Genomic DNA, 26,579 nt, shown 5'->3' with positions numbered 1-26,579 from the left:
CTGTTAAGCGTTCGATGAAATTCCAGTTCCTTCCCTTTGTATTGGATGTTTCTCAATCCTTTTTCGTTACAATTATTTACTTTGCCTAAATTCAGGGCGACCCGATGTAGGGGCGGGTTTTACTACTATCTTTTCGGTTGCACCTCGATGTGACTAAACCCGTCCTGTAGTTGTCCATTAATCCAAGCGGGTCGCCCCTACATGGCGTTTTAATCCCTACCTAAGGCGATTGCTTGGGTAGGATTCAGAACCTATTGATTCGGTGCCCACTGACTAATCCGAAATATTACAAATTCAGCCGGACGTACTGGACAAACACCGACTTCTACATAGAGACGACCCAGCATAATCGTCTCATGGGTGTTAATTTCCCCATCGCATTTGACGTAGAACGATTCCGACGGTGCAGTTCCAAACAATGCACCCTCACGCCATAACCGTTCTAGGAAATTGCTAACCGTGCGGCGTACCCGCGCCCAGAGAATTTGGTCATTTGGCTCGAACACCACCCACTGGGTACCAATTTCAATGGATTTCTCAATGTAGCTGAGTAAGCGGCGAACACTGATATAACGCCATTGCACGTTATCTGGTTCTACCAACGTGCGAGCGCCCCAAACTTTATAGCCTCGGTTGTAATTGGCGAAGTTACGGATACAGTTAATTCCCATCGGGTTCAACAGTTCCTGTTCCCGCATATTGGTGTCATAGGCTAAACCTGTTACACCGCGAGGCGTTTCATTCGCGGGTGCTTTGAACACGCCGCGTGTTTCATCCGTGCGACACCAAATCCCCATCATGTGACCGCAGGGTGGCACATACATGGGACGCCCACCATTGCGAGGATTCGCCACTTTAATCCAGGGATAATAAAGAGCGCCAAACATTGAACGGCGGTTAAATAGTTTTAACCAAGCCGCCACATCTTGAGGCTTCTGTTGGTCAGCCGAAACCGGGTTATCTCCTTTTGTCGGCTTGACTGGGGGTGCATCAAGAACCGCCATCCGGTAAGCTGGACCAGGGAAGGAATTCTCGCACATACTCAGCATCATTTCCATGACACCGTGAACTTGTTCTAAGTTCATCAATCCTTCTTGATACACCTTCATCAAGTCAGGACAAGCAATCATGGCGACTTCATCAATTTCAAAAATCCCCTGTGTCCCGGTGCGGTCATCCCGTTGTCCTTGTAAATCGCGGGCGAAGTGGTCGGGGTCAGAAATGTAGGGTGGCGGTGTAATCTCATACGCTCCCTGCATGGGTCGCCGTGACAGGGGTTGTCCGCTTTGGGAAATGTCAACCGCCTGGATAAATTCCGAATCTTCAACAGCGGTAACTACATAGTCAGCCACCTGAGTTTCCGCTTCCGGATTCATGGTCAGGTGGTCATACCGTTCCAATTGCTCTTCGCCCCGTGCCACAATCAGGTCAAAGAATTCACCCGTGTTGTACGGGGGTTCGGCATCCTCTGGTGCGTCTTCCGGTAAGGGTTTGGGTGTGCTTTCTTGAATCACCACCCGCAGCCGAGGTTCATCCCCACCGGGTAGCGCTAAGGCTCCCCCTTCTTCTGATTCAGATTCAGCCGGCTTGAGCGTGAACTGTAAAGAGGGGCGATTTCCGGCTGTGAGAATCTTAGTCCCCGTTTGCTCGATTGGCGGCGGTTCAGCACCCGGTAATTTCGTCCCAATACTGGTCACCCAACAGCGACCGCCACCATTAAGAAACCACCCTTGAACCGCAAAGGGTAAATAGGCGTCAAAGTCCGTGAACCCATCAGACCCTTCTTTGGCAAAAGACTGTAAATACTGATCCCAAGTGGTAATCAGCATGGGTTTAAATAATTCGGCGTCACCGCGTATATCCTCGGTAAAACCAATAAACCCAGCGACACTCATACTAATGCCCTCAATCGGGCGACTGCCACGGTCTACCTCTTCAACGTAGACTCCTGGTGCAAAATAATCTAATGCCATGGTAATATTCCTCCATTTAGGATTTAAAATCAGTCAACAGAAAAACAACCTGAGAGTGTCGAACTCTATAAGCCATTGACAGGGGCAGTTTTCTGTGCCGATTAAAGGGAACAAGCGCCCACGAAGACAAAGCGGGACTTGGTGGAATCTCTGGTGTATTCCGGAATGCTGCTGGAGCTAGCCAACCTCTGAATAATATCTTTCAGTGTTGACATCTCCCCCTACTGAAAGTTAGGGGGATTCTGAGCGGATACGAAGCGGCAATCTTCCAAGTTGCCGCTTCGCATTTCTCACGGTATGATCGCTTCATGCTAGTAAACAGGTCATACCGCTTTGGCAGTGTCAAGCTGCCCATACCCACCTTGGCTAGGTTTATGCCTAGCTGTGTGGCTACTTTTCTGATTATATTTGCCGCTCCATTGCAGTCAGCATTAATCAACTGACCAACAGATGTTTTATACAACCCACGTTTCACTCTTGTGCCTGATGGTCTCCACCTTTGGGGTTTTTCACCGTATTTCGGTAGGGAGTCGCCATCTAAGAATGATGCTTGACTTGTATAAGATTCCTCTGTCAGGGTCAACACAATCCCATACTTAAACGCAAGCTGCCTTAGACGCTCAATTAATTTCCCCGTGGGGATGGACATGAAATTTTGATTCCCACGCTTACTCATTTTGGAACAAGCCATTGTAACTCTTGATTGATTCACCTACAGACTTAAGTGTTTGCTGTGCGGATTGAGCGGCTAATGCTTTGTAGTGGGGGTTGAGCTTAAGTTCTTTATCTAACTCAGGGTAGGTTGTGCGGCACTTGTACAACTTCCAAGCACACTGAAACTCGTCACCACGCCAATAAACAGTAAACGTTAATGGTTGTTTTTCTCTCCACTGGTAATAGCTTTGCCTAGTGTAATAAACAGCGCAATTAATCAAACTATTGGCGTTCTGACATTGGTCTACCCAATAGGCTTTTTCCTCATCTGTAAACTTCCCCCTAATCGGAATAGTTCGATACAGTTCAATCACCCCCTTTTTGGCTTTCTATTGTACAATATTTGGCGACTATTATCATTATGAGACGCAAGGTTAAAACCGGGTTCCAAGGCTTTCATCTCCTGGTTAAAACGCAGAGGTTCTCAGCCTCGGTTATGATAGCATGTCAGAACCTGTTCGTACAGGAGCCATTCCCTTTTGTAGTAACCGGGTGCATGTCACCTTTGTCGCTTGGGTTGAGGTACGCAGGCGAAGCCTTCTCGAAAGAGTAACCCAACACCATCGCGCTTCATGGACATTATTATGCTTTCACGCTCCATGCTCCCGTAGCAACCAGCAATGAAGCCGTCGCTCAGTTAAGTTCTCATAGAACAACTGTTGCTTATTTAAAGCAGTATAGACCCATTGGGTGAAAACAAATAGCATTCTGCCAATTTGGGAATTTCCGCCAGATAACCTATTTGCCCAGGTTGGGATAACAGCAGCGATCATAAAATTCCGTGATTAGACTGCAAAAGCGGATAAGCGAGCGGATAAGCGTAATCAGAGAGGCTAACCTTAACTATATTATTAGACTATAGTCGAAAATTTACCTAAAATATGTTTACAAATTATAAATTAAATCTTAAAAAATGTTTATTTTTGCCGTTGCCGATTTGAGACCTGTATCCGGTTGTGGGCTATGATTATTGTTTAGCATTTTTTAGCTCAATTTAGCTTAAATTGTAACGAAAAGTAAAAATCTTGAATTCTAGAGACTCGCTGTTAGAGGACTCCAGTCATGTCACAACTCGTCAAAGTTTCTGATGCGGTATCCCAGGCGGCGGATACAGCATCCCAAGCTGCTTCCCAAGCCTCTGATGCGGCGTCTCAAGCTGCCTCTCAAGCCTCTGATGCGGCGTCTCAAGCGGCGTCCCAAGTTTCTGATACGGCATCTGATGCTGCTTCTCAACTTGAAGAATGAACATCATAAGCTGTTATGCATTTAAATTGGGTATTAGTAGCGAGTAAGATGCAAAGCCTGCGGCATGGCTTCGCTAAACGTACTACAAGGATTTCATTATTTTAGATAATAAATTTATTAAATGCCGAACAGCTTATCTTATTGCCTCTACTGAGTCGCGATCGCTAAACGAATGCCTTTGACTAACCGTAAGCGATCCATAACCCTAACCACTCGACCATGAGGGACATTTTCATCAGCATTAAGAATCACCAAGAATGGCGAATCTGCCGTCACTAATGACTTGACCTCTGTTTCAAGTTGTGATATATCAATCGGTTTCTGGTTAACAAAAATCGCTCCATTTGCCTGAATCGTGACTGTAATTATTCGGTCTTGTACCTGACTCTCGGCGGTTATCGCCGTCGGTAAATTAACTGGTAATCCTTCAGATCGGGTTAAATAAAGCGTAGAAATGATAAAAAATGCCAAGATTGCGAATATCGCATCAATCATCGGCACAATATTAATCTGGAACGGTGTTTCTGAATCATCAGGTAGACGCATATTAAGTTGGGGCAGCTGAATAAGTGTTGTGGTGAGGGGAAGCTGGGGAAGCTGGGGGAGATGGGGGAGATGAGGGAGATGAGGGAGATGAGGAAGCTGGGGGAGATGAGGGAGATTAGGGATATGAAGGAATTGTAGGGGCGGGTTTCACCACTAACGGGAAGCTTTGCACCCTGATATAACTAAACCCGCCCCGACCTCACCGTTCAATTATCACAAATGACGAATGACGAATGACGAATGACCAATTACCAATTACCAATTACCAATTACCAATTACCAATTACCAATAAAAACGGTAGAAAAGGCTAACCTTCTCTACCGCAAAATGGGAATTATGAATCAAGTGGATTATTCAGCACCTTGAGGCAAAAGTTCCCGTTGTTCCCCAGGTTCTCCAGGAATCACTTTCACTTTGCCCTCTTCATCCACATCGACGATCGCACTGTCTCCTTCTTGCAGGCGAGTCGAAAGGATTTCTTCTGCTAATACGTCTTCTAACAAGCGCATGATTGCCCGACGTAGGGGTCTTGCGCCGTAAGCTGGACTGTACCCTTCTTCCACCAACCTTTCTTTGAAGCGATCGGTGACTTCTAAGGCAATTCCCTGTTCGATGAGACGCTTGAAGACTTCCCGCAGTAGGATGTCGCAGATTTCCTTGATCTCGTCTTTGGTAAGCTGACGGAAGACAATAATCTCATCCAAACGGTTGAGAAATTCGGGACGGAAGTACTGCTTGAGTTCCTCGTTGACCAAAGAACGGATGCGGTTGTACTGGGATTCGGCTTCATTGTCGCTTAACTCGAAGCCTAAACCACCACCACCTTTTTCAATCACCTTAGACCCAATATTAGAGGTCATGATCAATAGGGTGTTCTTAAAGTCTACTGTCCGCCCTTTAGCATCGGTGAGACGTCCGTCTTCCAGGATTTGCAGCAGCATGTTAAAGACATCGGGATGGGCTTTTTCGATTTCGTCGAATAGCACCACCGTGTAAGGACGACGACGTACCGCTTCGGTTAGCTGACCGCCTTCGTTGTAGCCGACGTAGCCTGGAGGCGAACCAATCAACTTACTGACGGTATGGCGTTCCATGTACTCGGACATATCCAAGCGAATCATCGCTTCTTCTGATCCGAAGAAGTAAGCCGCCAAGGATTTGGCTAACTCAGTTTTACCAACCCCGGTAGGACCAGAGAAGACAAAACTGGCGATGGGGCGGTTGGGGTTCTTCAACCCAACCCTTGCCCGTCGAATCGCCCGTGATACCGCTTTCACTGCATCTTCCTGACCGATGAGGCGCTGATGCAGTGTGTCTTCCATGTGCAGCAGCTTCTCGGACTCGGATTCTGTCAGCTTGCTAACGGGGACACCCGTCCAAGATGCGACAATATGGGCGATATCTTCCTCATCGACGACCGGCGAATCATCGGTTCCCGTTTCCGCCTTTTTATTTTGAGCGATCGCGCGAATTTCGCCTTTAATTTCCATTTCCCGATCGCGCAGTTCCCCCGCCCGGTCAAAGTCTTGCGATCGCACGGCGTCGTCTTTTTCCTTAAGGACTTGTCGCAGTTCCTTATCTAACTCTTTCGCCGCTGGGGGAAGTTGGGAGTTTATTAAACGCACCCGGCTACCGGCTTCATCAATCAAGTCAATCGCTTTATCGGGTAAATAGCGATCCGAGATATAGCGATCGGACAGTTTTGCCGCTGCATCCAGGGCTTCATCTAAAATTTTCAGCTTGTGATGCTGTTCATAGCGTTCGCGCAACCCGTATAAAATCTCAATCGTCTCTTCAACGGAGGGTTCACCTACCATCACGGGTTGGAAGCGCCGTTCTAATGCCGCATCCCGTTCAATATGTTTACGATACTCATCCAGGGTTGTCGCCCCGATACATTGGAGTTCGCCCCTAGCTAAAGCGGGTTTCAGGATATTTGCGGCATCTATAGCCCCTTCAGCCGCACCTGCACCAATCAGGGTATGAACCTCATCAATCACCAAAATTACATTGGCAGCTTGACGGATCTCATCCATGATTTTCTTGAGGCGTTCTTCAAACTCACCCCGATACTTCGTCCCCGCCACCAGTAGCCCGATGTCCAAGGTAACGACGCGCTTTTCTTCTAAGATATCTGGGATATCGTTATTGGCAATTCGCTGCGCCAATCCTTCTGCGATCGCAGTTTTCCCCACCCCAGGTTCCCCAATTAATACAGGGTTATTTTTGGTGCGGCGTCCCAAAATTTGGATAACGCGCTCAATTTCCTTAGCGCGTCCCACTACCGGATCAAGTTTACCTTCACCCGCCATTTGGGTAAGATTGCTACCAAATTCATCTAAGGTTGGTGTTTTCGTGCGACCCGAAGATGCGCCACTGGTGACTTCTGCCGTCTCGCCCAGCATCCGGATGACTTGAGTTCTCACCTTGGTCAGGTCTACACCCAAATTTTCCAAAACTCGTGCCGCCACCCCTTCGCCTTCCCGGATCAAACCCAGCAGTAAATGCTCAGTTCCGATATAGTTATGACCCAGTTGGCGGGCTTCTTCGAGTGATAATTCTAATACTCGTTTTGCCCTAGGGGTAAAGGGAATTTCCACAGCGACAAAGCCGGAACCTCTACCAATGATTTTCTCAACTTCAATCCGGGCATCTTTCAGATTGACACCCATCGACTTGAGGACTTTGGCGGCGACGCCAGTTCCCTCCCCGATCAAACCCAGAAGGATTTGTTCCGTGCCGACAAAGTTATGCCCCAGGCGACGTGCCTCTTCCTGGGCTAGCATGATCACCTTAATGGCTTTTTCTGTAAAGCGTTCAAACATGGCGTATTTCCATCACCTGTTGCGTGCCCGTGTACGCTGATTCTAGCATAGGAGACTTGTCAGGCTGTCTTCTATACAACAACCTGTCTAAAATTTATCTTTAATTTTCTCTATCTCCGGGGAGGGATTTGGGAAGCTGGGGAAGCTGGGGGAGCTGAGGGAGCTGGGGGAGCTGGGGGAGATGGGGGAGATGGGGGAGATTATGTAGGGGCGGGTTTCACTACTATCTTTTTAGTTACACCCAGATGTAACTAAACCCGCCCCGACTAAATGACAAATGACGAATGACGCATGACAAATGACGAATGACGCATGACAAATGACAAATCACAGATAACTAAATAGTTGCCAACCCTGACGGGTTAAGCGGGAGACGATTTGCTCATAGCGCTCTTGCAGGGTTTGCTCAAATTGTGGCTGTTGTAACCCCTTTCGCCACAGAATTAGGGCATCTTCACCCGTATCTTGGTAATATCCTCGGCGTCGTCCGGCTGGGATAAAATCAAACTTTTGGTAGAGAGACAAGGCGGCGTGATTAGAGGGTTTAACTTCTAAGGTTGCCCACTCCAACTGACGTTGTTTAGCGTCCTTGAGTAAGGCATACAGTAAAAATTGCCCCAGTCCCTGATGTTGGTAGTTGGGATGCACCGCCAAAATCGTAATATGCGCTTCCTCCAGAATTGACCAGTAACAACCTAAACCCACTAAGCCTTTCGGTAAAGGGGGATGCGTGGGTAAATCGTCCCCCAGTAGATTGGGTGGCATAACAACGGCTGAATGGCAACCCAATGGGCGCTTATCCAAGCTGTTGTGTGCTTCTAAAACCAGTAATTGACTATTCGGGCTATTTAACTCGCGTTCGTAGCCCGATCGCGTCCACAGCCCGCCAAAACATACTTGATCCAAATCCACAGCCGCACTCAGTTGTGCTGTGGTTAGCGGCTTTAACTCTAAGACAGTCACAGTCGTCAATTGTACACTAAATAACGGACGCTTTTGGTGTACCTGCCCATATCCATCTCAAGGATGATAACGACATTATGCTATTGACTGATTCGACTCAGGTGCAAAACTCTGGACAGCGATATCTCTCAGCGAACTCCAATCCCGATGATCGCTCGCCCAATCAGACACTGTTACCGCTTACAGCCACCGTTAACAGCCAAGACTGTCTAGAAATTGGTGGTTGTGATGTCCAGGGTTTAATCGAGGAATTTGGCTCTCCCCTTTATATTCTAGATGAAGTCACGGTAAGAACGGCTTGCCGCCAGTATCGGGATGCCTTTGCCCGTTACTATTCCGGAGATACCTTAGTGCTGTATGCTTCAAAAGCCTGGAATTGTTTAGCGATTTGTGCGATCGCGGCATCGGAAGGTTTGGGTGTTGATGTCGTATCCGGAGGCGAACTCTACACAGCATTAGAAGCCGGAGTCCCAGCCGATAAGCTGTATTTTCATGGCAATAACAAGTCTATCGCTGAACTCCAACTCGCGATTGAAAGCCATTGCACGATTGTTGTGGATAATCAGTTGGAGTTAGAAACTCTGGCAGATTTGGCACAAAAAACCTCTCCAGATACCCAGGTGCGGATCATGATTCGGATCACACCTGGGATCGAGTGTCACACCCATGAATATATTCGCACGGGTCATCTGGATAGCAAGTTTGGTTTTGATCCCCACACTCTAGATAACGTTTTTGCCTTCATTAGCCAACACCCTATCCTCGACTGTATTGGGTTACATGCTCACATTGGGTCACAGATTTTTGAGAGTCAACCGCACAAAGACTTGGGAGCGGTTTTGGTCGATTATCTCCAGAAAGCCGCTCAGTTCAATTTATCCCTACAAGAACTCAATATCGGCGGCGGTTTAGGAATTCGCTATACCGAAGATGATGATCCCCCCACGATTGATGCTTGGGTCAAGGGGGTTTGTGAAGCCGTGGTTAATGCCTGTAACCAAAAACAGTTACCCTTACCCCGGTTATTATCAGAACCCGGGCGATCGATTATTGGACCTGCTTGTGTGACAGCGTATACCATCGGTAGCCGTAAGGAGATCCCGCAAACGCGAACCTATCTGGCGGTTGATGGGGGAATGTCTGATAATCCACGTCCGATTACTTATCAATCGGTCTATCGTCCAGTCGTTGCCAATCGCATGTCAGCACCGATAACTGAAACCGTCACGATTGCGGGTAAACATTGCGAATCCGGGGATATTTTACTCAAAGATGCCCAATTACCCGAAACCAAACCTGGGGATCTGCTCGTGATTATGGGAACTGGGGCATACAATTACAGCATGGCGTCTAACTATAATCGTGTACCTCGACCTGCAGCGGTGTTAGTTAAGGATGGAACGGCTGAATTAATTGTGCAGCGAGAAACCTATCAAGACTTGATCCGGTTTGATCATTTACCGAAACGACTGGTATCTCAGGATTAGGGATGAAGGAGCAATGTAGAGACGCGCCATGGCGCGTCTGGAAGCGGGGGAAGCGGGGGGAGCCAAGGACGAATGACAAATGACAAAGGAGGAATGACGAATGACAAATGACAAATCAGTCGCAACTCCCCGCCTAATCTCGTTACAATCAAGCCAGAGTCAAGCTCTCAGTTGCTAAACGTTTAATTAAGTTCAATGCCTGCGTCGTCGTCGGGTTCTTTTCCTGACTCTGGCTGGGTTCAATCCTTATTGCTGGACAGCGTTGATGTCGGATTGGTTCTAGCCCTCACCTATATGGTTCTCCTCATTATCGGGGAGCGTCGTACCTTGTGGATGGTTCGAGGGCTAATCGTCTTGATGCTAGCGGCAGCGGTCAGTAATCAACTAGGATTGACCCTGTTGAGTTTTGTGTTAGAAAAATTGGTAGTTGGTTCGGCTGTGGCGATGGCTGTCATCTTTCAGTCAGAATTTCGCCGCTTTCTCGAACAAGTCGGGCGGGGAGAAATTAGGCAGTTGTTTCGATCCCAACGCCGTCCTATCCCTAAAGCAGATAGCGTTACAGATGAAATTGTCGATGCGGTTAAAGAATTATCCCAAAATCGGATTGGCGCATTGATAATTATGGAGACCAATGGAACCATTGACGAGCGAGATTTTTCTGTACCAGGGGTACAGTTAAATGCTGAACTGTCTAAAGAACTGCTGCAAACTATCTTCCAGACGACGACGTTACTCCATGATGGGGCAGTATTAATTCGGGGGTCTCGCGTAGCAGCAGCAGGCGTGATTTTACCTCTGTCAGAGCGAACGGCTTCACGACAACTGGGTACGCGCCATCGAGCCGCGATGGGAATTACGGAGCGCGTCGAAAATTGCCTTTGTATTGTTGTATCAGAGGAAACGGGTTCTATCTCATTAGCAGAACGCGGTGGACTCAATCGACCCTTAACCAGTAGTAAACTCAAGGAACTGTTAGAGGCTCGATTTTCAACGGCGGTTGACCGTGAGGCAGTTGCCCCCGGTTTACGCAGTTTAGGTCGCCAAGTCAAGTCTAAAGGACGGCTACTCATTTCACGCTTACTTCGTCTGCCGTCATCCACGTCCCGCAAAGAGAAATGACTATTATTATACAACTATTATGCAAACGATCCTAAAAGAATTACCAAGCGATCTCGACCAGGAACGTCTACCCAAACATGTGGCGGTGATTATGGATGGTAATGGTCGTTGGGCAAAACGTCGAGGCATTCCTCGGATTATGGGTCATCGCCGAGGCGTAGACACATTAAAACGGTTATTGCGCTGTTGTGATGATTGGGGTATCCAAGCCCTGACTGCTTATGCCTTTTCTACAGAAAACTGGGGACGTCCTATCGAGGAAGTTGAGTTTTTGATGACGCTGTTTGAGCGGGTGTTAATTCGAGAACTCAAAGAGATGATGGAGGAGAATGTACGCATTCAGTTTGTGGGGAATTTAACAGCATTACCCCAATCCCTGCAAAATCAAATTGAACGGGCGATGACCCAAACGCAAAATAATACCGGGATTCAATTTACCGTGGCGACCAATTACGGTGGACGGGAAGAGATTTTACAGGCTTGTCGGACAATTGCGACTCAGGTTCAGCAGGGTGAGATTCAACCGGAGGATATTGACGAAGCGCTGTTTTCTCGCCATCTTTATACTGCCAATATCGGTGATCCTGATTTGCTAATCCGCACCAGTGGAGAGATGCGTTTGTCCAATTTTCTCCTCTGGCAAATGGCTTATGCTGAATTTTATATTACAGACGCTTTTTGGCCCGATTTTGACCGCGAAGCGTTTCATCAAGCTTTAATTGCTTATCAGAAACGAGAACGACGATTTGGTAAATTGTAGAGACGTAGCATGCTACGTCTCTACTCAAGGACCAGAGAAAACGGCTGCTTCTACATCTTCGCGACTGAGGGAATACTTGAAAGAACGCATAATGTCACGCCGTCCTTCCGCCGCATTAATGTAACGCACGGCTAATTCCTCAACTTCCAGACAGAGTTCGGCTTGCCAATTTGGTCGTTCCACGCGCCAGCAATTGAGTTCGTTGCTATCTTGTTGACATCCTTGAGAACGGAGCCAATTTTCGATTTCAGGAAGGGGATGGTTATAGAGGGGAGTGTCAGATGAGGGAAGTACCATAGAAGTTTTCATAGATTGAGGGATGAAACAAAAACAGGGATTGACGGTGGATTAGATGGGGAGGGAAGTTGGTGAGAAGTGGGATATCGCGGGATTGGCTGTAGTTGAGTTAGGGGTGGAGTGGTGACTCGACTCGATAGAGATGTCCCAGACACTTGAAAGGCATTGTCTCCTCGGGTTAAGCCAATTACAATTGCCAGTACCAAGCATCCCACGAAAGTTATCCCCAAAATAAATAGGGCAAATAACTCGCCAGCGGAGAGAGGACGGTCTGTGGGGTCAAGGTAAGCCGAGGATGAATGCTCCACTCGCGATCGCACAACGGGACGGTTCAATCCAGGTGGAGGTTGAATGACGTTGACACGAGAATAGCGAATAGTTTGATCATACAGGATTCGCCGTTCTGGATTACTCAGAGTCGCGTAGGCTTCATTAAGCTGTTGGAACTTCCTCTTGGCGGTTTCTTTTGGTAAGTCGGTGGTATCGGGATGGTAACGTTTACTCAGTTCCCGATAGGCACGACGGATATCTAGAGCAGATGCGCTAGGGTGTACCCCCAGAATCCCATAATAGGTTATGGATTGTAGCTCTTTACTTGTCCTAGTCTTCTGTTTTACCCAGTCTTGAGCCATCCTAGCTGGTCTAACAAACGGTCTTTAACATTTTACGCGATCGCTCTCGGTTCGTAGTCAGGGATGCGAGCCTTAGCAAACCCTGTGGAGGTGGGCATTGCCTACCCTACACCTACGCCAACTGGAGTATATAAGTTAATGGTTGTGGTCTGGGCGGGTTTATTGAATTAGGGTTTTGTCGCAACAGGTAAGGTAAAACCCGCCCCTACAAATTATTAGGTTTTGTCTGTGATGAAAAGTATACCAAAAAATTGTGCGATCGCCTGCTGAAACGGCAATTCTATTAGGGGTGATCAGAAACCTGGGAGAAATGGGTACACTTAACCTAATCTGCGCTAGTCGCACGAAAGCTTCCCCCAGTCAGCAGGTTGTTATTAATGAATACTGTTTTAGTTGTCGAAGATTCTCTCAGCCAGCGGGAATGCGTTTCTCAGCAGTTAACGTGGAGTGGGTGGAATGTCATTCAAGCCCGTGATGGTGTAGAAGCACTTCAGCAAATTCAGAGCAATTCTCCCGATTTAGTGCTATTGGATCTGCTGATTCCCCGGATTGATGGCTACAGGGTTTGTCGCCTAATCAAGGCAAATCCCCACACCCAAAATATTCCTGTGGTTCTTTTAACTGGAAAAGGACAGCGTTTAGCCCTTTCCTATGGTATTAAACACGCTGAGGCTTATGTCGGTAAACCTTGGCAACCGAGAGAATTGCTAGATACTCTGAAACGAGTGTTATTGGATACGAAAAAAGAACCGCAAATGGCTTCGGCTGATATGTGGACAGATTACGGTATTCTTATTTTCAAGATTATTCAACTCTATGAATGCCGTGTCCAACCCTGGACTGAGTATGGTTCCCAAATGATTAAACTTTACGAGAAGGCGTTGGCAGCTTTTGAAAAAGCTTTGACAATTGAACCCTATCATCTACGAGCCAATCATTACCGCTTAATGGTTGAGAAAAACTGGAATAGTTTACAGGAAAAACTCGAACAGTCTCAACCCTGCAAAGTTTGTCAGTATTATCATGGCAGTGATGGGATTAACTGTGCTGTTTATCCCTGGGGACGTCCGGGAGAATTTTGTCTAGATTGGGAATTGAGTTAGTCGTTGTTTGTAGTAGGCACTTTAGTGCCTTAATAATTTATTGATAAGCACTAAAGTGCTTACTACGGACTGGGAACGTTAAGAAAATAATTATATCAGGGGCAATAACTGGCAATAACCCGCCCTATTCCCCTAAACTGCTGATAATAGGTTCGACTCACGTTATCTCCTTGAGCCGAAAGCTGATCAATGCCAATCCCATTACGACCTTGTTCTTTCCCCGAACTGTGAATATAATAGCCATCACCTAAAAAAAGACCTACATGATTAATTTTCTCAGGTGTGCCAAAAAATACTAGATCACCCGCTTGCGCTTCGGCTAAAGGAATTGATTCAGTAAACGCCTGCTGCTGATAAGAATCTCTGGGTAACCAAATTCCCGACGCTGCAAACGCCGCTTGCATCAATCCGGAACAATCATAATTGGGTCCTACAGTTCCTCCCCACAGGTAATAATTCGGCTGCTGCATCGCTTTTTTGGTAAATGCTATCACCTCTGGGAGTCGGTCTTGGATTTGAGGGCGGGAGAGTGCGATTGAGCGAAGCTCAGCGCCAAAGGCGATTGAGCGAAGCTCAGCGCCAAAGGCGATCGCATGATAAGGTTGAGAGGCGATTTCCAGTTGACTGATATCCTCGACTCGTAACCAAGCCTGATATCCATCCTCACATAACTGCACCTCTACTGCTTGATCCCTGGCTGTGGATAACAAGGCGTGTAAATGGCGTCCAGCCGCCGCTTGAGTGGCTAAACTAGCACAAGCGGGAGAATCATAGAGGTCTAAATTAACACGACAACGGTACTCACCATGTTTTAATTCAGATAATTCTTGGAATACAACCATATTGGTAAGCGTTGACATCACTTGTTGAGACCCGATTATGACATTCTTTCGTAAGGACGACCAACTGGAAAAAATTGGTACAGAGATTCTCGACGCCACCTGGTTAGAGTTTCCTGGATTCGCCCGCAATCACATTGCTCTCACCTGGATGGTTTATGATCCCCCGATTCCCGTCAATACAGGGGGGGCGCTTTCGGCTGATGAATTTTGGAAATATCCTGTCCGAGGCTTTAGTTATCGAGGGGTTGAGCGAATTTACCCAGCGGATTTGGTTGCCCTATTTTATCTGGTCGCTATCCAAGAATGGTTAGAAAGTGCCATGGTTGAATCATCGGATGAACTGGAACGGGCAATTAAGGCGATGATGGTTGATGCTAGCCATGATGCTTTAAGTTTAGTCGTCGATATCTTGAGTGGAACCACCAGTGGTCCAGGGTTAACCCTTGGTCCCTTTGAAACCTGGAAGCTACAACGTAATATTGTTAATCGTTACTTTCAATCCCTGGGTTGGCAAGATTTAGAGTCGATTAACGTCAATCAAAAAACCTGGAGTGATGGACCCTATGGTCGGGAACGGCTATTTATGGGAACCTTGATGGAAAATCGGAATATGTTAACCACCAATGCCACAGCACGGCTACTTCATAGTATCGTGGGTGGGGTGGCGGTATCCTCCGTGCGATCGCAGGTGATGATGAGTCTGCTTAAACACAGCCTAAATTCAGCTGATGTCCACGATAATAATCATCAGATTACCGGATTCTTAGGCGGTGGTCTTCCGCCAGAGGCTCAGTTGTGGTCTAAATCCGGCTGTTCCACCCAAGTGCGCCATGATGCGGCTTACATCGAGATCCCGTCAATGTTACCGTATTTACTGGTTGTATTCACGGAAAGCAAAACTCAGAGTCAAAATCCAGACCTTCTCCCGTTTATTTCTCAAAAGGTTGTACAAGCAATGAGTATTGTTTCCATTCATTAAGAATACGGAAAATTAGGGCAAGTTGCGGTAATCTATACAGAGGTTCTGGAAAATTACCGCAGAAAATCATTGGATTACGCATCTCTAAGATAATGAAACTTGTTGAGAAGCACGTAGTTCGTCAAGGCACTCGAAAATGGAAAGAGATTGATGACTTAGCCTTCAAGTCGAAAAATCTTTACAACCGAGCCAATTACGAAATTCGTCAACATTTCTTTAAAACCCATCAAATCCTCTCCTACAACGAGATGGCATCTCGAATGCGACTAGAGGAGTCTTATTGTGCCTTACCTCGCAAAGTCTCTCAACAAGTCCTGCGGTGCTTGGACAGGAACTGGAAAGCCTGGAAAGAAGCAAATAAGGCATATAAGAAAAACCCAGTCTTATTCAAGGGTAAACCCAAGCTTCCCAAGTATAAAGATAAAGAGAAGGGGCGTAATCTGTTAGTTTACACCATCCAGGCTATTAGCTTGAAAGAGTTGAAAAAAGGATGGATCAAGCCATCGGGAACCAACCTGATGATATCTAGCCACAAGCAGGATATCAATGAAGTAAGAATTGTTCCCCGCCTTAGTTACTACGTGATTGAGGTGATTTATGAGCAACCCATTCAGCAATTGGTTAACGGTGAAGCGGTAGCTGGTGTAGATATTGGACTGAACAACTTAGCGGCTGTAACTTCAAATCAAAAAGGATTCAAACCTTTCCTGATTAACGGCAGACCGGTTAAAGCGATCAACAATTACTACAACAAGAAAAAAGCCGAGGGACAATCTCAACTGAAGGGAAACAGGAAAACGTCAAAGAGAATTCAGCGTTTATCAGCCAAGCGAGGATTCAAGATTGACGACTATCTGCATAAATCCAGTCGGTTTATTATCAATCAGTTAGTTGAGAACAATATATCAACTCTTGTGATTGGCAAAAACGAGAACTGGAAGCAGGGAATCTGTATCGGTAAGGTGAACAATCAAAACTTTACCAGCGTTCCCCATGCAAGATTAATCAAGATGTTGACCTATAAAGCTGAACGGGTTGGCATAAAAGTCATCATCACTGAAGAATCTTATACGTCGGTTGCTAGTTTCCTGGATGGAGATTGTATTCCTGTTCACGGAAGTCCAGAGGCGAAAACAGCAAAATTTAGCGGTCGTCGTGTTAAGCGTGGGTTGTACCAATCAAAAATCGGCGTCAAATTCAACGCCGACATCAACGGCAGTTACAACATCATTCGTAAAGTAGTCCCAGATGCTTTTGGCAACGGGATAGAGGGTGTAGTAGTTCACCCAGTTAAGATTACTCTTGCCAACTAATTTCCGCGATCTTCCGCAAAATTAGGAACTATATTGACTTAGTGGCTAGGAAGCCGCAATCCTAGACAATAATAAGCAAATCGGTTTTGCTGATTTCAATCTTTACATTTTTTGTCGAGGAGTGACCTTGAAACATAATCTTTTACGCTCCGTTACTTACGGCGTTGGTTTAGGGGTAGTCACCATGGGGAACCATCCCTTACCTGTTCACGCTCAAGTATCCAGTCCAGGGGGATCATTGACTAGCTTAGAATCCATTGCGGCTGAAATACGCGCTGAGGGGACGGCTGAACCCGCCAATGCTTGGGTTAATCGACTGACAGGTGACCCCGCACTGACTCAGGATGCAGTTAATCTCCCGGCTGGGTTTTCATTCCCAGAAGTAACACCGATACCCAGCGCTACGGTAGACTCACCACCGCCTTCGGTGTCCTGGAGTAAAGGACTCACCAACAATTCAGCTACCGCCCAGAGTTCAGTGAATCCAACGGTTGCAGATTTTCCAGCCTCATCTCTAAAGCGTATCAGTCCAGAGGATGCGATCGCGACTCAGCCTATCCCCGAATCCCTGACATCATCTGCTGAGGCGCTAACCCTACAACCGACTCAGGATGCAGAAATTGTCTTGAATGAGTCACAGACTCTCGCTCAAACTGACCTGGATATCCGCCGAGGAACTCCCGGCGTTCCTAACTATGTAGGAATTGGTATCAACATTGGTTTAACTGAAGATGATGATGATGAGGCTACCGATGATGGTGGCGGAACAGCTTTAGGGGATGCTGGGTTTGTTATAAATGGCAAAATTGGTTTATCTCGTAACCTATCCCTGCGCCCGGGTGTAATTATTGGCGATGATGCACTTTTTATGGTTCCGCTGACTTACGACTTTCTGATTCCCCGTGTTGATCCCTTTGAACCTGTACGCTTTGCGCCGTTTTTAGGTGGGGGTGTCGCTTTGTCAACAGATAGCGATGACAATATCGGATTCTTACTCACTGGGGGAGTGGATGTACCCTTGTCGCGTTCCTTTGTCGCCAACGGCTCAATTAATATTGGTTTTATCGAAGATGAAACTGATATCGGGATTATCCTTGGCGTCGGTTACACATTTCCTGATTTCTAGTTCCTAGCCAATTTTTATCCGTAGGGGCGACCCGCTGACCTAAACAGGACTTACGCATAAACGCCATTTAGGGTAGGGGCACGGCATTGCCGTGCCCCTACAGGTAGTGCCTGTGTCGTAAAGAAAGCGTAAGTCCTACTAAATTAACAACACCATTCCACTCAATTGGTTCGGGTCGCCCGTTCAAACCCGTTTCAATCTTCTTTGGAGATCTAATGTATTTGGAACCTTCTCATCTGTACGACGGCACTGATTTGGGGGAACCGTTTCAATCTCCTTTGGAGATCTAATGTATTTGGAACAAGTTGATGAATTAGCCTACCGTTATTTATTCGCGTGTTTCAATCTCCTTTGGAGATCTAATGTATTTGGAACTTGATAACGTGGTATTTCACGCTTGTGGATTCTACGTTTCAATCTCCTTTGGAGATCTAATGTATTTGGAACCTGACTGGTTTGTTGTCGGGATTGGTGAGTCCTCGGTTTCAATCTCCTTTGGAGATCTAATGTATTTGGAACCCGCTTTTCGCAGACAATTCATTTACCCAGAGCAACGTTTCAATCTCCTTTGGAGATCTAATGTATTTGGAACAGCCGACGTGACTGGCACTCTGCTGGAATGAGGCACGTTTCAATCTCCTTTGGAGATCTAATGTATTTGGAACAAAAGACGATCGAGGTATTTTGAAAGAGTTACACTCCGTTGTTTCAATCTCCTTTGGAGATCTAATGTATTTGGAACCAAGCTTGTTCTAAAGATAGACGATCCATTGCCTCGGAGTCACCAAGTTTCAATCTCCTTTGGAGATCTAATGTATTTGGAACAAGTGGTGCTGGTAGAGCCTTAGATCTGTCAACAGTTTCAATCTCCTTTGGAGATCTAATGTATTTGGAACATGTCAGCGTTAATTTAACGGTTAGGTTGTACTTCGTTTCAATCTCCTTTGGAGATCTAATGTATTTGGAACTTCACGAGAGAATTTTGGTTCTAGAACGGGAGCTTGTTTCAATCTCCTTTGGAGATCTAATGTATTTGGAACGGGAGAATCTTTTGGAAAGATTCCATCTTGGGCTGCCCTCGTTTCAATCTCCTTTGGAGAGGTAATGTATGTGGCACCGTCGTCTGTCTCTTACTCGGTATTTAGTCTTGGTTTTCAATCTCCTTTGGAGATCTATTGTATTTGGAGAGCCTATGCTCAGAACACGCTCCCAGAGGTCGATCTAACCACGACTTGCGAGTTAACCGCCTCTGAGATCCAATTATACAGCATATCCACCAAAAAACAACAATCCACCATTTTCTCAAACCCTTACCCAGTAAGCCTTACAGATTTTGCGAGACGCTTTTTAGACCAGAAACACGATAAACCCTTACCAGATAAAGGATTCAGCCTCTGGGATGATTCGGCTAAATTCCAGAGCCTAGGTGACTCGCAAAACTCTTCCGGTAAGCTGTCATGCATTTAAATTGGGAATGGGTAGCGAGCAAGATGCAAAGCCTGCGGCATGGCTTCGCTTAACGCACTACGGCAAGGATTTCGCTCTTATTGATATTAAGGTTTAAATGCCGAACAGCTTATCGAGTCCACTTATGCGGACTTTGTTTGTCTAGCCGCGATTTCAATCGCCAAGACAAAAAGGTGACAGTTTCTAACCCCTAAACCAAAAATACATCATCCTGACGGGGTGCAGCACAGCCAATCCGTTCAACGTGACGCTGACAACATTGTCCCAATCGGTAAAACAAAATACTATCTTCTGCCGGTTTAATCAATTTATCCAAACGATGACGCAGCTTTTGATATTGAGTAGCCGTTAAGCGACATTCAAATACCGAAAACTGTTTCCATTCACCATAAGACTTTAAACACTTATGGATTTTGGTGCGGCGCTTGTTCTCGGAAATGTCATAACTGATGACGTAAAAAATTTCCTCTGGCATGATTAAAAGCAATAGGGAACAGGCAAAGGGTTGTAGAGACGTTGCATGCAACGTCTCTACACAAGGGGGGTAAACCCACACGGCGGTACATTTCCCCCTAGGGATAAAATTACCGAATCTTTAAAGGTAAATATGCCTCCAATTCACCCATCAGATGTTTCGCCAATAACCGCGCCTGTAAAATCAACGCTCGGCGATAATCAACTTTCATCTCAAACACCGGATGCTTGAACTTGGTTAACTTGCGTTCTTCGTAAGCCTTAATCAACCGCTTTTTCATCTCATCCCCTAATAATACTGCCCCGCCGGGATGCTCAACAAATAAGTCTGGCTTCAAAGATTCATTTCGCAGCAGTGTTAACACCAACCCATCCACAAAAATAGCGCGAAACTCCTCCATTAAATCCAAGGCTAAATTGGCTCGCCCATAGCGTTCACTATGGAGAAATCCCTGATACGGATCAAGTCCCACCGTATGCAGCGCCGCCCGACAATCCCCATAGAGTAAGGCATAACCAAATCCCAACATGGCATTGACCGGATCAGTGGGCGGTTGACGAGTGCGCTTAGAAAAATCCCACGGTGTCTGTGCTAAAAGTTCGCCCAATACACCAAAATAAGACGCCGCCCCCTGTCCTTCATAACCGCGAATTGAATTCAAGGAATCCGCTGTTTCGACCTGTTTTTGACAACATTTTAAGGATTTCAACGCTGCTTCCATGGGTCTTGAGCGCTTGTCTTGGCGAGAAAATCGCGCTAAAATGGTATGTTGATTAAACAATTTACCCTGAACAAATTGTCGAGCAATCGCCATAGTTTGATCGGGATCAAAACTAGCTTTATATTGGCGCGATCGCAACAAGGCATTAGGATTAGGTTCCGGTAGCAATGTGCCGATAGTTCGCCCATTTTCAGATAGGTAACTGATCGGGATAGACCGCTGATTTAATATCCGTAAGGTTGGCGTGGTTAGAACCACTTGACCATAAACCACAACGGCTTCTAATTTACATAAGGGGATATCCATTAAGCGCTGTTTATACTTAAACACTTCCAATCGTTCATCCACTTGGCGGACTAGGGTATTTTGTTCAACCAGAAATAAAATTGACATGATTTGTCCTTTGTCATTGGTCATTAGTCATTAGTCATTGGTCATTGGTCATTGGTTCTTTGATGCTTCCAATTGCTTTGCCATAAACCAAGCAACATTGTTTTATAAACGTCGCCTTGCTTTCTCTGTTTCTTTGGGTAAACAAACCTCAGATAAACTACATCCTCGACATTGGGGTTTATACGGATTGGGTGGACAATTTCCAGTTATCAGCATCTCTCGCACAGCGACAATTGTCTGTTCGGTTTGCTGGCGTAATTGGGGGGTCAGTTCCACAGCAATTCGTTGATGACTGGCGGCATAATACATATACGCTTGCGGAATTTTAACCGCTAACATTTCTTCTAATGCCAAGGCTTGGGCGCAGAGTTGGAGTTGGTCATTGCGCCATTTTGCACTGGGTCCGACTTTGTACTCGACTGGATAAATTTGTCCATTCATTTCTTCGACTAAATCGGCTTTACCGATTAACCCTAATTGATGGGCATATAAGGGCATCGCCCGCCATTGTTTTACCTCTGTTTCACTAGAAAATTCTCCGCCATCGACTCGTTGATGGTGGCGGGTGCCAGCGATGGTATATTCATTATCTATCCATTCTCCGGTGACATAGATATACCAACAACATCGGGGACAATAGTCGTAGTTGTTTAGGGCGGCGATGGGAATAAAAATATCATCAGTATTTGTCATTGGTTATTGGTTATTGGTCATTGGTTATTGGTCATTGGTCATTCGTCATTGGTCATTTGTCATTGGTCATTCGTCATTTGTAAAGGGCGGGTTTAGTTACATCTGGGTGTAACCGAAAAGATAGTAGTGAAACCCGCCCCTACAGACAGACGCGCCATGGCACGTCTCTACATGGGTTTATTCCTCTCGCGTGGTTTGTCCCATGCCAATTGTGGTTTTATATCCTGTGCCACAATAAAAGGCAAATTGACCTAAAATAGCGGCGGTTTGCTGGATGAGTTCATCGCCAGTTATTTCATAGGTTGCCCACCCTTTAAACCCTTTTTGTTTGAAGCTGCCAAAGCGAACGGTTGTGGTTTGTAACTGATAGTTGCTGATTTGAGAATGGCTAAACCAATCGTCTGGGGAAAATACCTGGGGTAAGGGAATCGGTGCTATCTTTTGCCAGCGCTGTTGCCAGGTGTAAAATAGGGTTTCGGGTATGGGAAAGAGTGAGTTGCGGTGTTTCTGTTTAATCGCTGTGGGGGAATGCCATTTGATTGTAATAAATCGTTTGGCGGGTATTTCTACTAACTCTTGCCACGGTTGATAGGCAACCCAGGGATTTTCGGGTTTGGGTGAGGCTTCTACTTTGTCTAAACTAATGGGTGTATGGGCTAAGACTAATTCTAAGGGTTGTATGCCAATGAGAACGTTTAATAATTCCCCTAACCGTTCCTCATCCAAGAGGGTTAAGCGTACCCGACAGGGTTGTCCCGGATGAATTTTACTGTCTTTTCCGGTGGTGAGGAGGGGGGATAGGGTAAAGGGTTTGTAGTCTTTTTGTTGATGCAATCCTTCGGCGTAGTCTGCATCGAGGCGATGAAAGAGTTCAAAAACTAATCCGTGTAACCATTTACCACTGGCGGCGCTGCGGGAGAGTTCGCTTTGGGGGAAAAAGTGAATCAGTAGACTGGCAGGCATATTGGGTTGCTGTAAACAATCTATACTGGGATAATATCGAAGCAACTGTAGTCCATTGCGCTACAGTCTGTAGTAGGCACGAAGCGTGCCAGAAGCGCTTCAGCGCTTACTACAAACTCTAAAGTCAGTGTTATTGCACTACAAATAGTGTGGCTATCCGATTTTTCCCCGCTTGTTCCCGATGTTGGCAGCAATGTGGAAGGTTTTGGCGTTTTGTTGAATAAGGGGGTAGTTAAGCTGGATGGCACTAAAGTGCTTACTACGAACGAACGAACGAAGGAATAAAGCGTTGATGACGAAGCGACAAAGTTCCTACGCGGCGACTGAACGGATGCTGTATCTGTTGCGGTATCTGTCAGAAAAACCCCATTCTATGGCTGAGTTACGCGATCGCTTACTCTATGATACGGCTCATCAGCCAGACCGGGTGACGGTTCAGAATGATTTGTCTCGGTTGAAGGATTGGGGATTTTCTCTGGAGGTGATTCAACAGCAGCGGGTTTTGACTCATCCGGCGTTTCCGATTACTCTATCGGATGCGACGCTGGAGGCGTTGCGAATTGCTTTGAAGCTGTTAACGGATTCGGGATTAAGTCATTCGGCGGCGGCGTTGACGGAAATTACTCAATTGTTAACGGATTCGGGACGCCAGAAGCTGCAAGTGCGAACGGAGGTGAGTCTGGCGCCTAATGTGTTGATGGATTTTAGCGCGTATCAGGAGATTATTGGTAAATTGGAGTATGCTAGTCGGGTTCATCAACAGGTGGAGTTTGATTATCTGGCGCGGGAACGGGAAAAACCCCTGCATCATCAAATTGAACCGATGGGGTTGGATTGGCAGGATGGGCGATTGTATTTAATTGGGTATAAGGTGGGGAAAACTTATGAACAGTCGTTTCGGATTGAGCGGATTGTTGGGGATGTGCAGGTTTTGCCGTTTAAGTTTGTCCCGAAACCGCCTCGTACTTATCCGATTTCGTTTCGGGTTTGGGGGCGGATTGCTAAGGGCTACTCGCCACGATTTTACCAGGAAGATGAGCCGATTCCTGACCCGTGCGATCGCTATCCGGATGCGATGTTGATTCGCGCCCAGACGACGAATTATTTTTGGGCTAAACGGCGTCTGTTGGGGTATCTTCCGTTTGTGGAAGTTGTTGAACCGGGTTGGTTGGTAAAGGAGTTTGGTGAGATTGCCATGGATATGGTGGCGATTTATGTTGGGGTGGAGGGGTGAGAGTTATGTTTTTTTAACGCAGAGGAACGCAGAGGGAACGCGCAGAGGGGCGCAGAGGTTTTTTGGGGGTGGAGGGGTGAGAGTTATGTTTTTTTAACGCAGAGGAACGCAGAGGGAACGCGCAGAGGGGCGCAGAGGTTTTTTGGGGGTTAACCCTGAGCGAAGTCGAAGGGTTGGTTCCTGTCTTCCCTATCTCCTTAAATGATGCAAGCTGGGTTAATACTATCCAGGCTACTGAGAAAAAAGGCGTTTAAGTCAAAGGCGAGATAATACTGTGCCTCAGATGCTCCCCAGCGACAGGGATGGAGTTCAAATAAGGGGGGGAGATGGGTCTCGATGGCATAGCGGAAGGCATTGCCTTTTCCAATATACGCGATCGCGTCTCGTTTTTCTAGGGCTTGATTCAGGATGTCGATGTCTAGCGCGGCTTCGGTTTTTTCGAGTTCGATGGAGAGTCCGCTAATTCGTCTCACTTTGTCGAGTATCGGATAGTCTCTTTTCTGTTTAATCCCCTGCTTAACCCAGCGATATTGACCGGAATTAGTATGAAAATGCCACCGACGGGGTTTGGGTAAATCTCCGTATACAATGGCGTAATTCATTGGGTTGGCTTGTGCGAGTTGCTTGAGATAGGTTGGGGTTTCGGGATAATGGTTATAGGGCTGTAAATAGTCCAAAAATTCGGCTTGAGTGATAAAGCGGCAGTGAGTACGACGTAATAAATAGGTTAAGCTGTAACGGTGAAAGGGAAAGGTCTGGGCTTGTTGGGATTTGGCATAGTCGAAATAGGGAATCTCTAGATTGAATAAGGGCGAAAAGTCGGCATTTAAGGGCTTGCCATTCTCCCGTTTTCCGCCAATGGCGCGATAGATATTGGCTTCCACGACACCGCCGCCATCGCGAAACCCCAGAATCCCACTAATTGTGCCATTGGCGAGTAATTTTCTCAGCGCTTGGCGGGCGGTTTGACGATTATGTCCGGGATAAAGGGTTTGAATCAATTGATTTAATTGGTTGCGGGTGAGGCGTCGTTCCTGGGTTTCTTCCCATTCCCCGCTAACTGGATTTTTGCCATATTCAAAGCCTTTGAGATAGATTTGACTGGTATACTCGGCTTCTAAGGGGGCATAGTGTTCTAAATACCCGACAAATCCTTCCGGATTAAAATAGCGAAACCCATATTCAATTAACATCGGTAGGTGGGTGCGGTCAAAGGGTTGAGGAAGCTGAGGGTACTCCAGTAAACAGTTTAAAACCTCTGGGGGGACAATTGCGATCGCGATATTTTCTCCTCCCTCTCGCCCATTGCGCCCAATCCGCCCTAACCGTTGTAAAAATTGGGCGCTGGTGCGGGCTTCAAAGAGTAATATGTCTTTAAAATAGTCCCCGGTAAAATCAATGCCGACTTCTATTCCACTGGTTCCTGTGGTATGGCGTTTTCGTAATGCCTGACGCTTTTCCTCTGGACGTACAAAGCCATGGGCTTCGCCTACGTCATCGGGATTAAATAACTGTGTTAATTCCTGTTTTAATCGCCGCGCCGCCGCTACTGCATCCATGACATAGAGACAGCGATGGTGGGGATTTTGGTGGAGTACGGTTTGCAGTTCTGGCAGAAATTCGATGGCTTTTTCTTCACCTTGCCATGCCCGTAAGTTGGCGGATTCTAGGCGGAGTTTTACGGCTTCCATGACGGGACGCCCTTGGGATTCACCGGGTTGTTGAATGGTGACAGTTGATACTCCCAAGGCGTTCAATGCTGCCAATTTTTCGGCGAATTCGGGTTCAGTTAGGGGAGTGGCGGAGGAAAAAATAAAGGAATGGGGGTGAGGGGTTTCTACGGTGGAGAATAACTGGGCGGATAATCCCACCAGCCAGAGGACAGCGGCTTGCTGTTTGCTGTTATAGAGATGGAATTCATCAAAGATAATCGTGCGAAAATCTCGGATTAAAATCGAGAACGCCGTAATTGTGCGTCCGGTGAGTTCCCGACTACTGGCATAGAGATGATGGCATAAGAGATAGAGGATATCGGGGTTGGTGAGGACAATTTTGGCGCGTTTGAGGATATATTCGATGAGTTTAATGTTCTGTTCTCCGGCGTCTTTTTCTTGACGCAGGAATTCGCCATCAACGACTAAGAGTTCCCCATCAATGCCTTCGGTTGGTGGGCGTTTATGAATGGTTTGGAAGAGTTGACAAATTGCCCGTTTTTGGTCATGTAATAATTCATTGGTGGGATAGACACCGAGAACTTTATCTCCGGTTAGACAATGTTGTACACCATAAGCGTAGGCGGCGAGGGTTTTCCCACCCCCTGTTACGGCGGAGTTGGTGATACAAAGGGTGCCATGTTGGGGAAGGGGTTGGAGTTGGGCGACGGGACAGGTTTGGGCGAGTTCACAGGTTTGACACCAGGTTGAAACTTGGGGGTAATTTCGGGTGCGGGTAACGGCGCAGTAGGTTTGCAGTTGATGGGCGTAAGCAGAGGCGTTAGCGGGTAATCCGGGAAAGGGAACCGGGGAGTTTAATCCGGTGCGGTAATAGATAGGAGAGAGGTTGATTTCTAGCATAGAGGTATTCTGTAGGGGCGGGTTTTACTATTATCCTTTCGGTTTCACCCGGATGTGATTAAACCCGCCCTGATTCAGGTAGAGGTATTCTGTAGGGGCGGGTTTTACTATTATCCTTTCGGTTTCACCCGGATG

At 46.6% G+C, this 26,579-nt stretch carries 21 protein-coding genes, 1 pseudogene and 1 CRISPR repeat array; of the genes and pseudogenes, 9 read left to right on the top strand and 13 right to left on the bottom strand.

Annotated features, from left to right (window positions below; genetic code table 11):
* Positions 1 to 251: 251 nt before the first annotated feature.
* Together RIB93_RS14325 and RIB93_RS14320 are read right to left on the bottom strand one after the other, a co-directional pair.
* Positions 252 to 1,973, bottom strand: coding sequence for a phage tail sheath family protein (locus RIB93_RS14325; protein ID WP_446373428.1), 1,722 nt, complete (start codon positions 1,971 to 1,973; stop codon positions 252 to 254).
* 202 nt (positions 1,974 to 2,175) lie between these two features.
* Positions 2,176 to 2,992, bottom strand: a pseudogene (locus RIB93_RS14320) (hypothetical protein).
* A gap of 757 nt (positions 2,993 to 3,749) precedes the next feature.
* On the opposite strand from RIB93_RS14320, the gene RIB93_RS14315 reads away from it, so the two are divergent.
* A complete protein-coding gene (locus RIB93_RS14315) occupies positions 3,750 to 3,932 on the top strand; it encodes a hypothetical protein (RefSeq protein WP_446373427.1) in 183 nt (60 codons plus the stop codon).
* Positions 3,933 to 4,079: 147 nt separating this feature from the next.
* On the opposite strand, the gene RIB93_RS14310 is transcribed toward RIB93_RS14315, so the two are convergent.
* The 3 genes from RIB93_RS14310 to rimI all read right to left on the bottom strand — a co-directional run bounded on the left by RIB93_RS14310 (position 4,080) and on the right by rimI (position 8,267).
* Positions 4,080 to 4,478: an ExbD/TolR family protein gene (locus RIB93_RS14310; protein ID WP_446373426.1), complete on the bottom strand. Its 399-nt coding sequence runs from the start codon at positions 4,476 to 4,478 to the stop codon at positions 4,080 to 4,082.
* A gap of 351 nt (positions 4,479 to 4,829) precedes the next feature.
* Entirely contained in the window at positions 4,830 to 7,304 is a 2,475-nt protein-coding gene (locus RIB93_RS14305) for an ATP-dependent Clp protease ATP-binding subunit (protein WP_446373425.1), read from the bottom strand.
* A 327-nt stretch (positions 7,305 to 7,631) separates the two neighbouring features.
* Positions 7,632 to 8,267, bottom strand: coding sequence for a ribosomal protein S18-alanine N-acetyltransferase (gene rimI / locus RIB93_RS14300; protein WP_446373476.1), 636 nt, complete (start codon positions 8,265 to 8,267; stop codon positions 7,632 to 7,634).
* A gap of 77 nt (positions 8,268 to 8,344) precedes the next feature.
* On the opposite strand from rimI, the gene lysA reads away from it, so the two are divergent.
* The 3 genes from lysA (at position 8,345) to RIB93_RS14285 (ending at position 11,633) form a co-directional block, all read left to right on the top strand.
* Positions 8,345 to 9,754, top strand: coding sequence for a diaminopimelate decarboxylase (gene lysA / locus RIB93_RS14295; RefSeq protein ID WP_446373424.1), 1,410 nt, complete (start codon positions 8,345 to 8,347; stop codon positions 9,752 to 9,754).
* Between the two features lie 195 nt (positions 9,755 to 9,949).
* The gene (gene cdaA / locus RIB93_RS14290; protein WP_446373423.1) at positions 9,950 to 10,873 is read left to right on the top strand and encodes a diadenylate cyclase CdaA; all 924 of its coding nucleotides are present in this window, start codon (positions 9,950 to 9,952) and stop codon (positions 10,871 to 10,873) included.
* 19 nt (positions 10,874 to 10,892) lie between these two features.
* Positions 10,893 to 11,633 (top strand): isoprenyl transferase, encoded by a 741-nt coding sequence (locus RIB93_RS14285; RefSeq protein WP_446373422.1) that lies wholly within the window; start codon positions 10,893 to 10,895, stop codon positions 11,631 to 11,633.
* Positions 11,634 to 11,657: 24 nt separating this feature from the next.
* Here the strand turns inward: RIB93_RS14285 and RIB93_RS14280 are convergent, their stop codons facing one another.
* On the bottom strand, positions 11,658 to 11,930 hold the full coding sequence (locus RIB93_RS14280; protein WP_446373421.1) for a DUF3143 domain-containing protein: 273 nt from the start codon (positions 11,928 to 11,930) through the stop codon (positions 11,658 to 11,660).
* A gap of 8 nt (positions 11,931 to 11,938) precedes the next feature.
* Positions 11,939 to 12,562 carry a J domain-containing protein gene (locus RIB93_RS14275; protein ID WP_446373420.1) on the bottom strand — a complete coding sequence of 208 codons (624 nt, stop codon included), beginning with the start codon at positions 12,560 to 12,562 and terminating at the stop codon, positions 11,939 to 11,941.
* A gap of 377 nt (positions 12,563 to 12,939) precedes the next feature.
* On the opposite strand from RIB93_RS14275, the gene RIB93_RS14270 reads away from it, so the two are divergent.
* The gene (locus RIB93_RS14270) at positions 12,940 to 13,665 is read left to right on the top strand and encodes a response regulator transcription factor (RefSeq protein WP_446373419.1); all 726 of its coding nucleotides are present in this window, start codon (positions 12,940 to 12,942) and stop codon (positions 13,663 to 13,665) included.
* A 95-nt stretch (positions 13,666 to 13,760) separates the two neighbouring features.
* Here RIB93_RS14270 and RIB93_RS14265 read toward each other — a convergent pair whose 3' ends face one another.
* Positions 13,761 to 14,507: a C40 family peptidase gene (locus tag RIB93_RS14265; RefSeq protein WP_446373418.1), complete on the bottom strand. Its 747-nt coding sequence runs from the start codon at positions 14,505 to 14,507 to the stop codon at positions 13,761 to 13,763.
* A gap of 37 nt (positions 14,508 to 14,544) precedes the next feature.
* On the opposite strand from RIB93_RS14265, the gene RIB93_RS14260 reads away from it, so the two are divergent.
* From RIB93_RS14260 to RIB93_RS14250, 3 genes are all read left to right on the top strand, one after another.
* Positions 14,545 to 15,486: a serine hydrolase gene (locus RIB93_RS14260; RefSeq protein WP_446373417.1), complete on the top strand. Its 942-nt coding sequence runs from the start codon at positions 14,545 to 14,547 to the stop codon at positions 15,484 to 15,486.
* 92 nt (positions 15,487 to 15,578) lie between these two features.
* On the top strand, positions 15,579 to 16,799 hold the full coding sequence (locus tag RIB93_RS14255) for an RNA-guided endonuclease InsQ/TnpB family protein (RefSeq protein WP_446373416.1): 1,221 nt from the start codon (positions 15,579 to 15,581) through the stop codon (positions 16,797 to 16,799).
* Positions 16,800 to 16,926: 127 nt separating this feature from the next.
* Positions 16,927 to 17,925 carry a hypothetical protein gene (locus RIB93_RS14250; RefSeq protein WP_446373415.1) on the top strand — a complete coding sequence of 333 codons (999 nt, stop codon included), beginning with the start codon at positions 16,927 to 16,929 and terminating at the stop codon, positions 17,923 to 17,925.
* Positions 17,926 to 18,116: 191 nt separating this feature from the next.
* A CRISPR array of direct repeats spans positions 18,117 to 19,113; the repeat unit is 37 nt; unit sequence GTTTCAATCTCCTTTGGAGATCTAATGTATTTGGAAC.
* A gap of 469 nt (positions 19,114 to 19,582) precedes the next feature.
* Here the strand turns inward: RIB93_RS14250 and cas2 are convergent.
* The 4 genes from cas2 to cas6 all read right to left on the bottom strand — a co-directional run bounded on the left by cas2 (position 19,583) and on the right by cas6 (position 22,637).
* Positions 19,583 to 19,855: a CRISPR-associated endonuclease Cas2 gene (gene cas2, locus RIB93_RS14245; protein WP_446373475.1), complete on the bottom strand. Its 273-nt coding sequence runs from the start codon at positions 19,853 to 19,855 to the stop codon at positions 19,583 to 19,585.
* Positions 19,856 to 19,976: 121 nt separating this feature from the next.
* The gene (cas1, locus tag RIB93_RS14240) at positions 19,977 to 21,005 is read right to left on the bottom strand and encodes a CRISPR-associated endonuclease Cas1 (protein WP_446373414.1); all 1,029 of its coding nucleotides are present in this window, start codon (positions 21,003 to 21,005) and stop codon (positions 19,977 to 19,979) included.
* A 78-nt stretch (positions 21,006 to 21,083) separates the two neighbouring features.
* Positions 21,084 to 21,674, bottom strand: a complete 591-nt coding sequence (gene cas4 / locus RIB93_RS14235) for a CRISPR-associated protein Cas4 (protein ID WP_446373413.1) — start codon at positions 21,672 to 21,674, stop codon at positions 21,084 to 21,086.
* Between the two features lie 177 nt (positions 21,675 to 21,851).
* Positions 21,852 to 22,637: a CRISPR-associated endoribonuclease Cas6 gene (gene cas6, locus RIB93_RS14230; protein WP_446373412.1), complete on the bottom strand. Its 786-nt coding sequence runs from the start codon at positions 22,635 to 22,637 to the stop codon at positions 21,852 to 21,854.
* Positions 22,638 to 22,929: 292 nt separating this feature from the next.
* Between cas6 and RIB93_RS14225 the strand changes: the two genes are divergently transcribed.
* Positions 22,930 to 23,871 (top strand): helix-turn-helix transcriptional regulator, encoded by a 942-nt coding sequence (locus RIB93_RS14225; RefSeq protein ID WP_446373411.1) that lies wholly within the window; start codon positions 22,930 to 22,932, stop codon positions 23,869 to 23,871.
* A gap of 197 nt (positions 23,872 to 24,068) precedes the next feature.
* On the opposite strand, the gene cas3 is transcribed toward RIB93_RS14225, so the two are convergent.
* The gene (gene cas3, locus RIB93_RS14220) at positions 24,069 to 26,444 is read right to left on the bottom strand and encodes a type I-D CRISPR-associated helicase Cas3' (protein ID WP_446373410.1); all 2,376 of its coding nucleotides are present in this window, start codon (positions 26,442 to 26,444) and stop codon (positions 24,069 to 24,071) included.
* Positions 26,445 to 26,579 lie beyond the last annotated feature (135 nt).

This window comes from Coleofasciculus sp. D1-CHI-01 (assembly GCF_040218875.1).
Lineage (GTDB): Bacteria > Cyanobacteriota > Cyanobacteriia > Cyanobacteriales > Coleofasciculaceae > Coleofasciculus.
The sequence above is the reverse complement of the archived record's forward strand: the minus strand, read 5'-3'. Positions and strand labels throughout refer to the sequence as shown.

Bases quoted from the DNA above. Each gene is read 5' to 3' on its own strand.
- cdaA (WP_446373423.1), top strand. From the start codon at position 9,950: ATGCCTGCGTCGTCGTCGGGTTCTTTTCCTGACTCTGGCTGGGTTCAA.
- RIB93_RS14270 (WP_446373419.1), top strand. From the start codon at position 12,940: ATGAATACTGTTTTAGTTGTCGAAGATTCTCTCAGCCAGCGGGAATGC.
- RIB93_RS14260 (WP_446373417.1), top strand. From the start codon at position 14,545: ATGACATTCTTTCGTAAGGACGACCAACTGGAAAAAATTGGTACAGAG.
- lysA (WP_446373424.1), top strand. From the start codon at position 8,345: ATGCTATTGACTGATTCGACTCAGGTGCAAAACTCTGGACAGCGATAT.
- RIB93_RS14310 (WP_446373426.1), bottom strand. From the start codon at position 4,478: ATGCGTCTACCTGATGATTCAGAAACACCGTTCCAGATTAATATTGTG.
- cas6 (WP_446373412.1), bottom strand. From the start codon at position 22,637: ATGCCTGCCAGTCTACTGATTCACTTTTTCCCCCAAAGCGAACTCTCC.
- RIB93_RS14275 (WP_446373420.1), bottom strand. From the start codon at position 12,562: ATGGCTCAAGACTGGGTAAAACAGAAGACTAGGACAAGTAAAGAGCTA.
- RIB93_RS14280 (WP_446373421.1), bottom strand. From the start codon at position 11,930: ATGGTACTTCCCTCATCTGACACTCCCCTCTATAACCATCCCCTTCCT.
- RIB93_RS14305 (WP_446373425.1), bottom strand. From the start codon at position 7,304: ATGTTTGAACGCTTTACAGAAAAAGCCATTAAGGTGATCATGCTAGCC.
- RIB93_RS14225 (WP_446373411.1), top strand. From the start codon at position 22,930: ATGACGAAGCGACAAAGTTCCTACGCGGCGACTGAACGGATGCTGTAT.
- cas4 (WP_446373413.1), bottom strand. From the start codon at position 21,674: ATGACAAATACTGATGATATTTTTATTCCCATCGCCGCCCTAAACAAC.
- RIB93_RS14285 (WP_446373422.1), top strand. From the start codon at position 10,893: ATGCAAACGATCCTAAAAGAATTACCAAGCGATCTCGACCAGGAACGT.
- RIB93_RS14315 (WP_446373427.1), top strand. From the start codon at position 3,750: ATGTCACAACTCGTCAAAGTTTCTGATGCGGTATCCCAGGCGGCGGAT.
- cas1 (WP_446373414.1), bottom strand. From the start codon at position 21,005: ATGACCAATGACAAAGGACAAATCATGTCAATTTTATTTCTGGTTGAA.
- RIB93_RS14255 (WP_446373416.1), top strand. From the start codon at position 15,579: ATGAAACTTGTTGAGAAGCACGTAGTTCGTCAAGGCACTCGAAAATGG.
- cas3 (WP_446373410.1), bottom strand. From the start codon at position 26,444: ATGCTAGAAATCAACCTCTCTCCTATCTATTACCGCACCGGATTAAAC.
- RIB93_RS14265 (WP_446373418.1), bottom strand. From the start codon at position 14,507: ATGGTTGTATTCCAAGAATTATCTGAATTAAAACATGGTGAGTACCGT.
- RIB93_RS14325 (WP_446373428.1), bottom strand. From the start codon at position 1,973: ATGGCATTAGATTATTTTGCACCAGGAGTCTACGTTGAAGAGGTAGAC.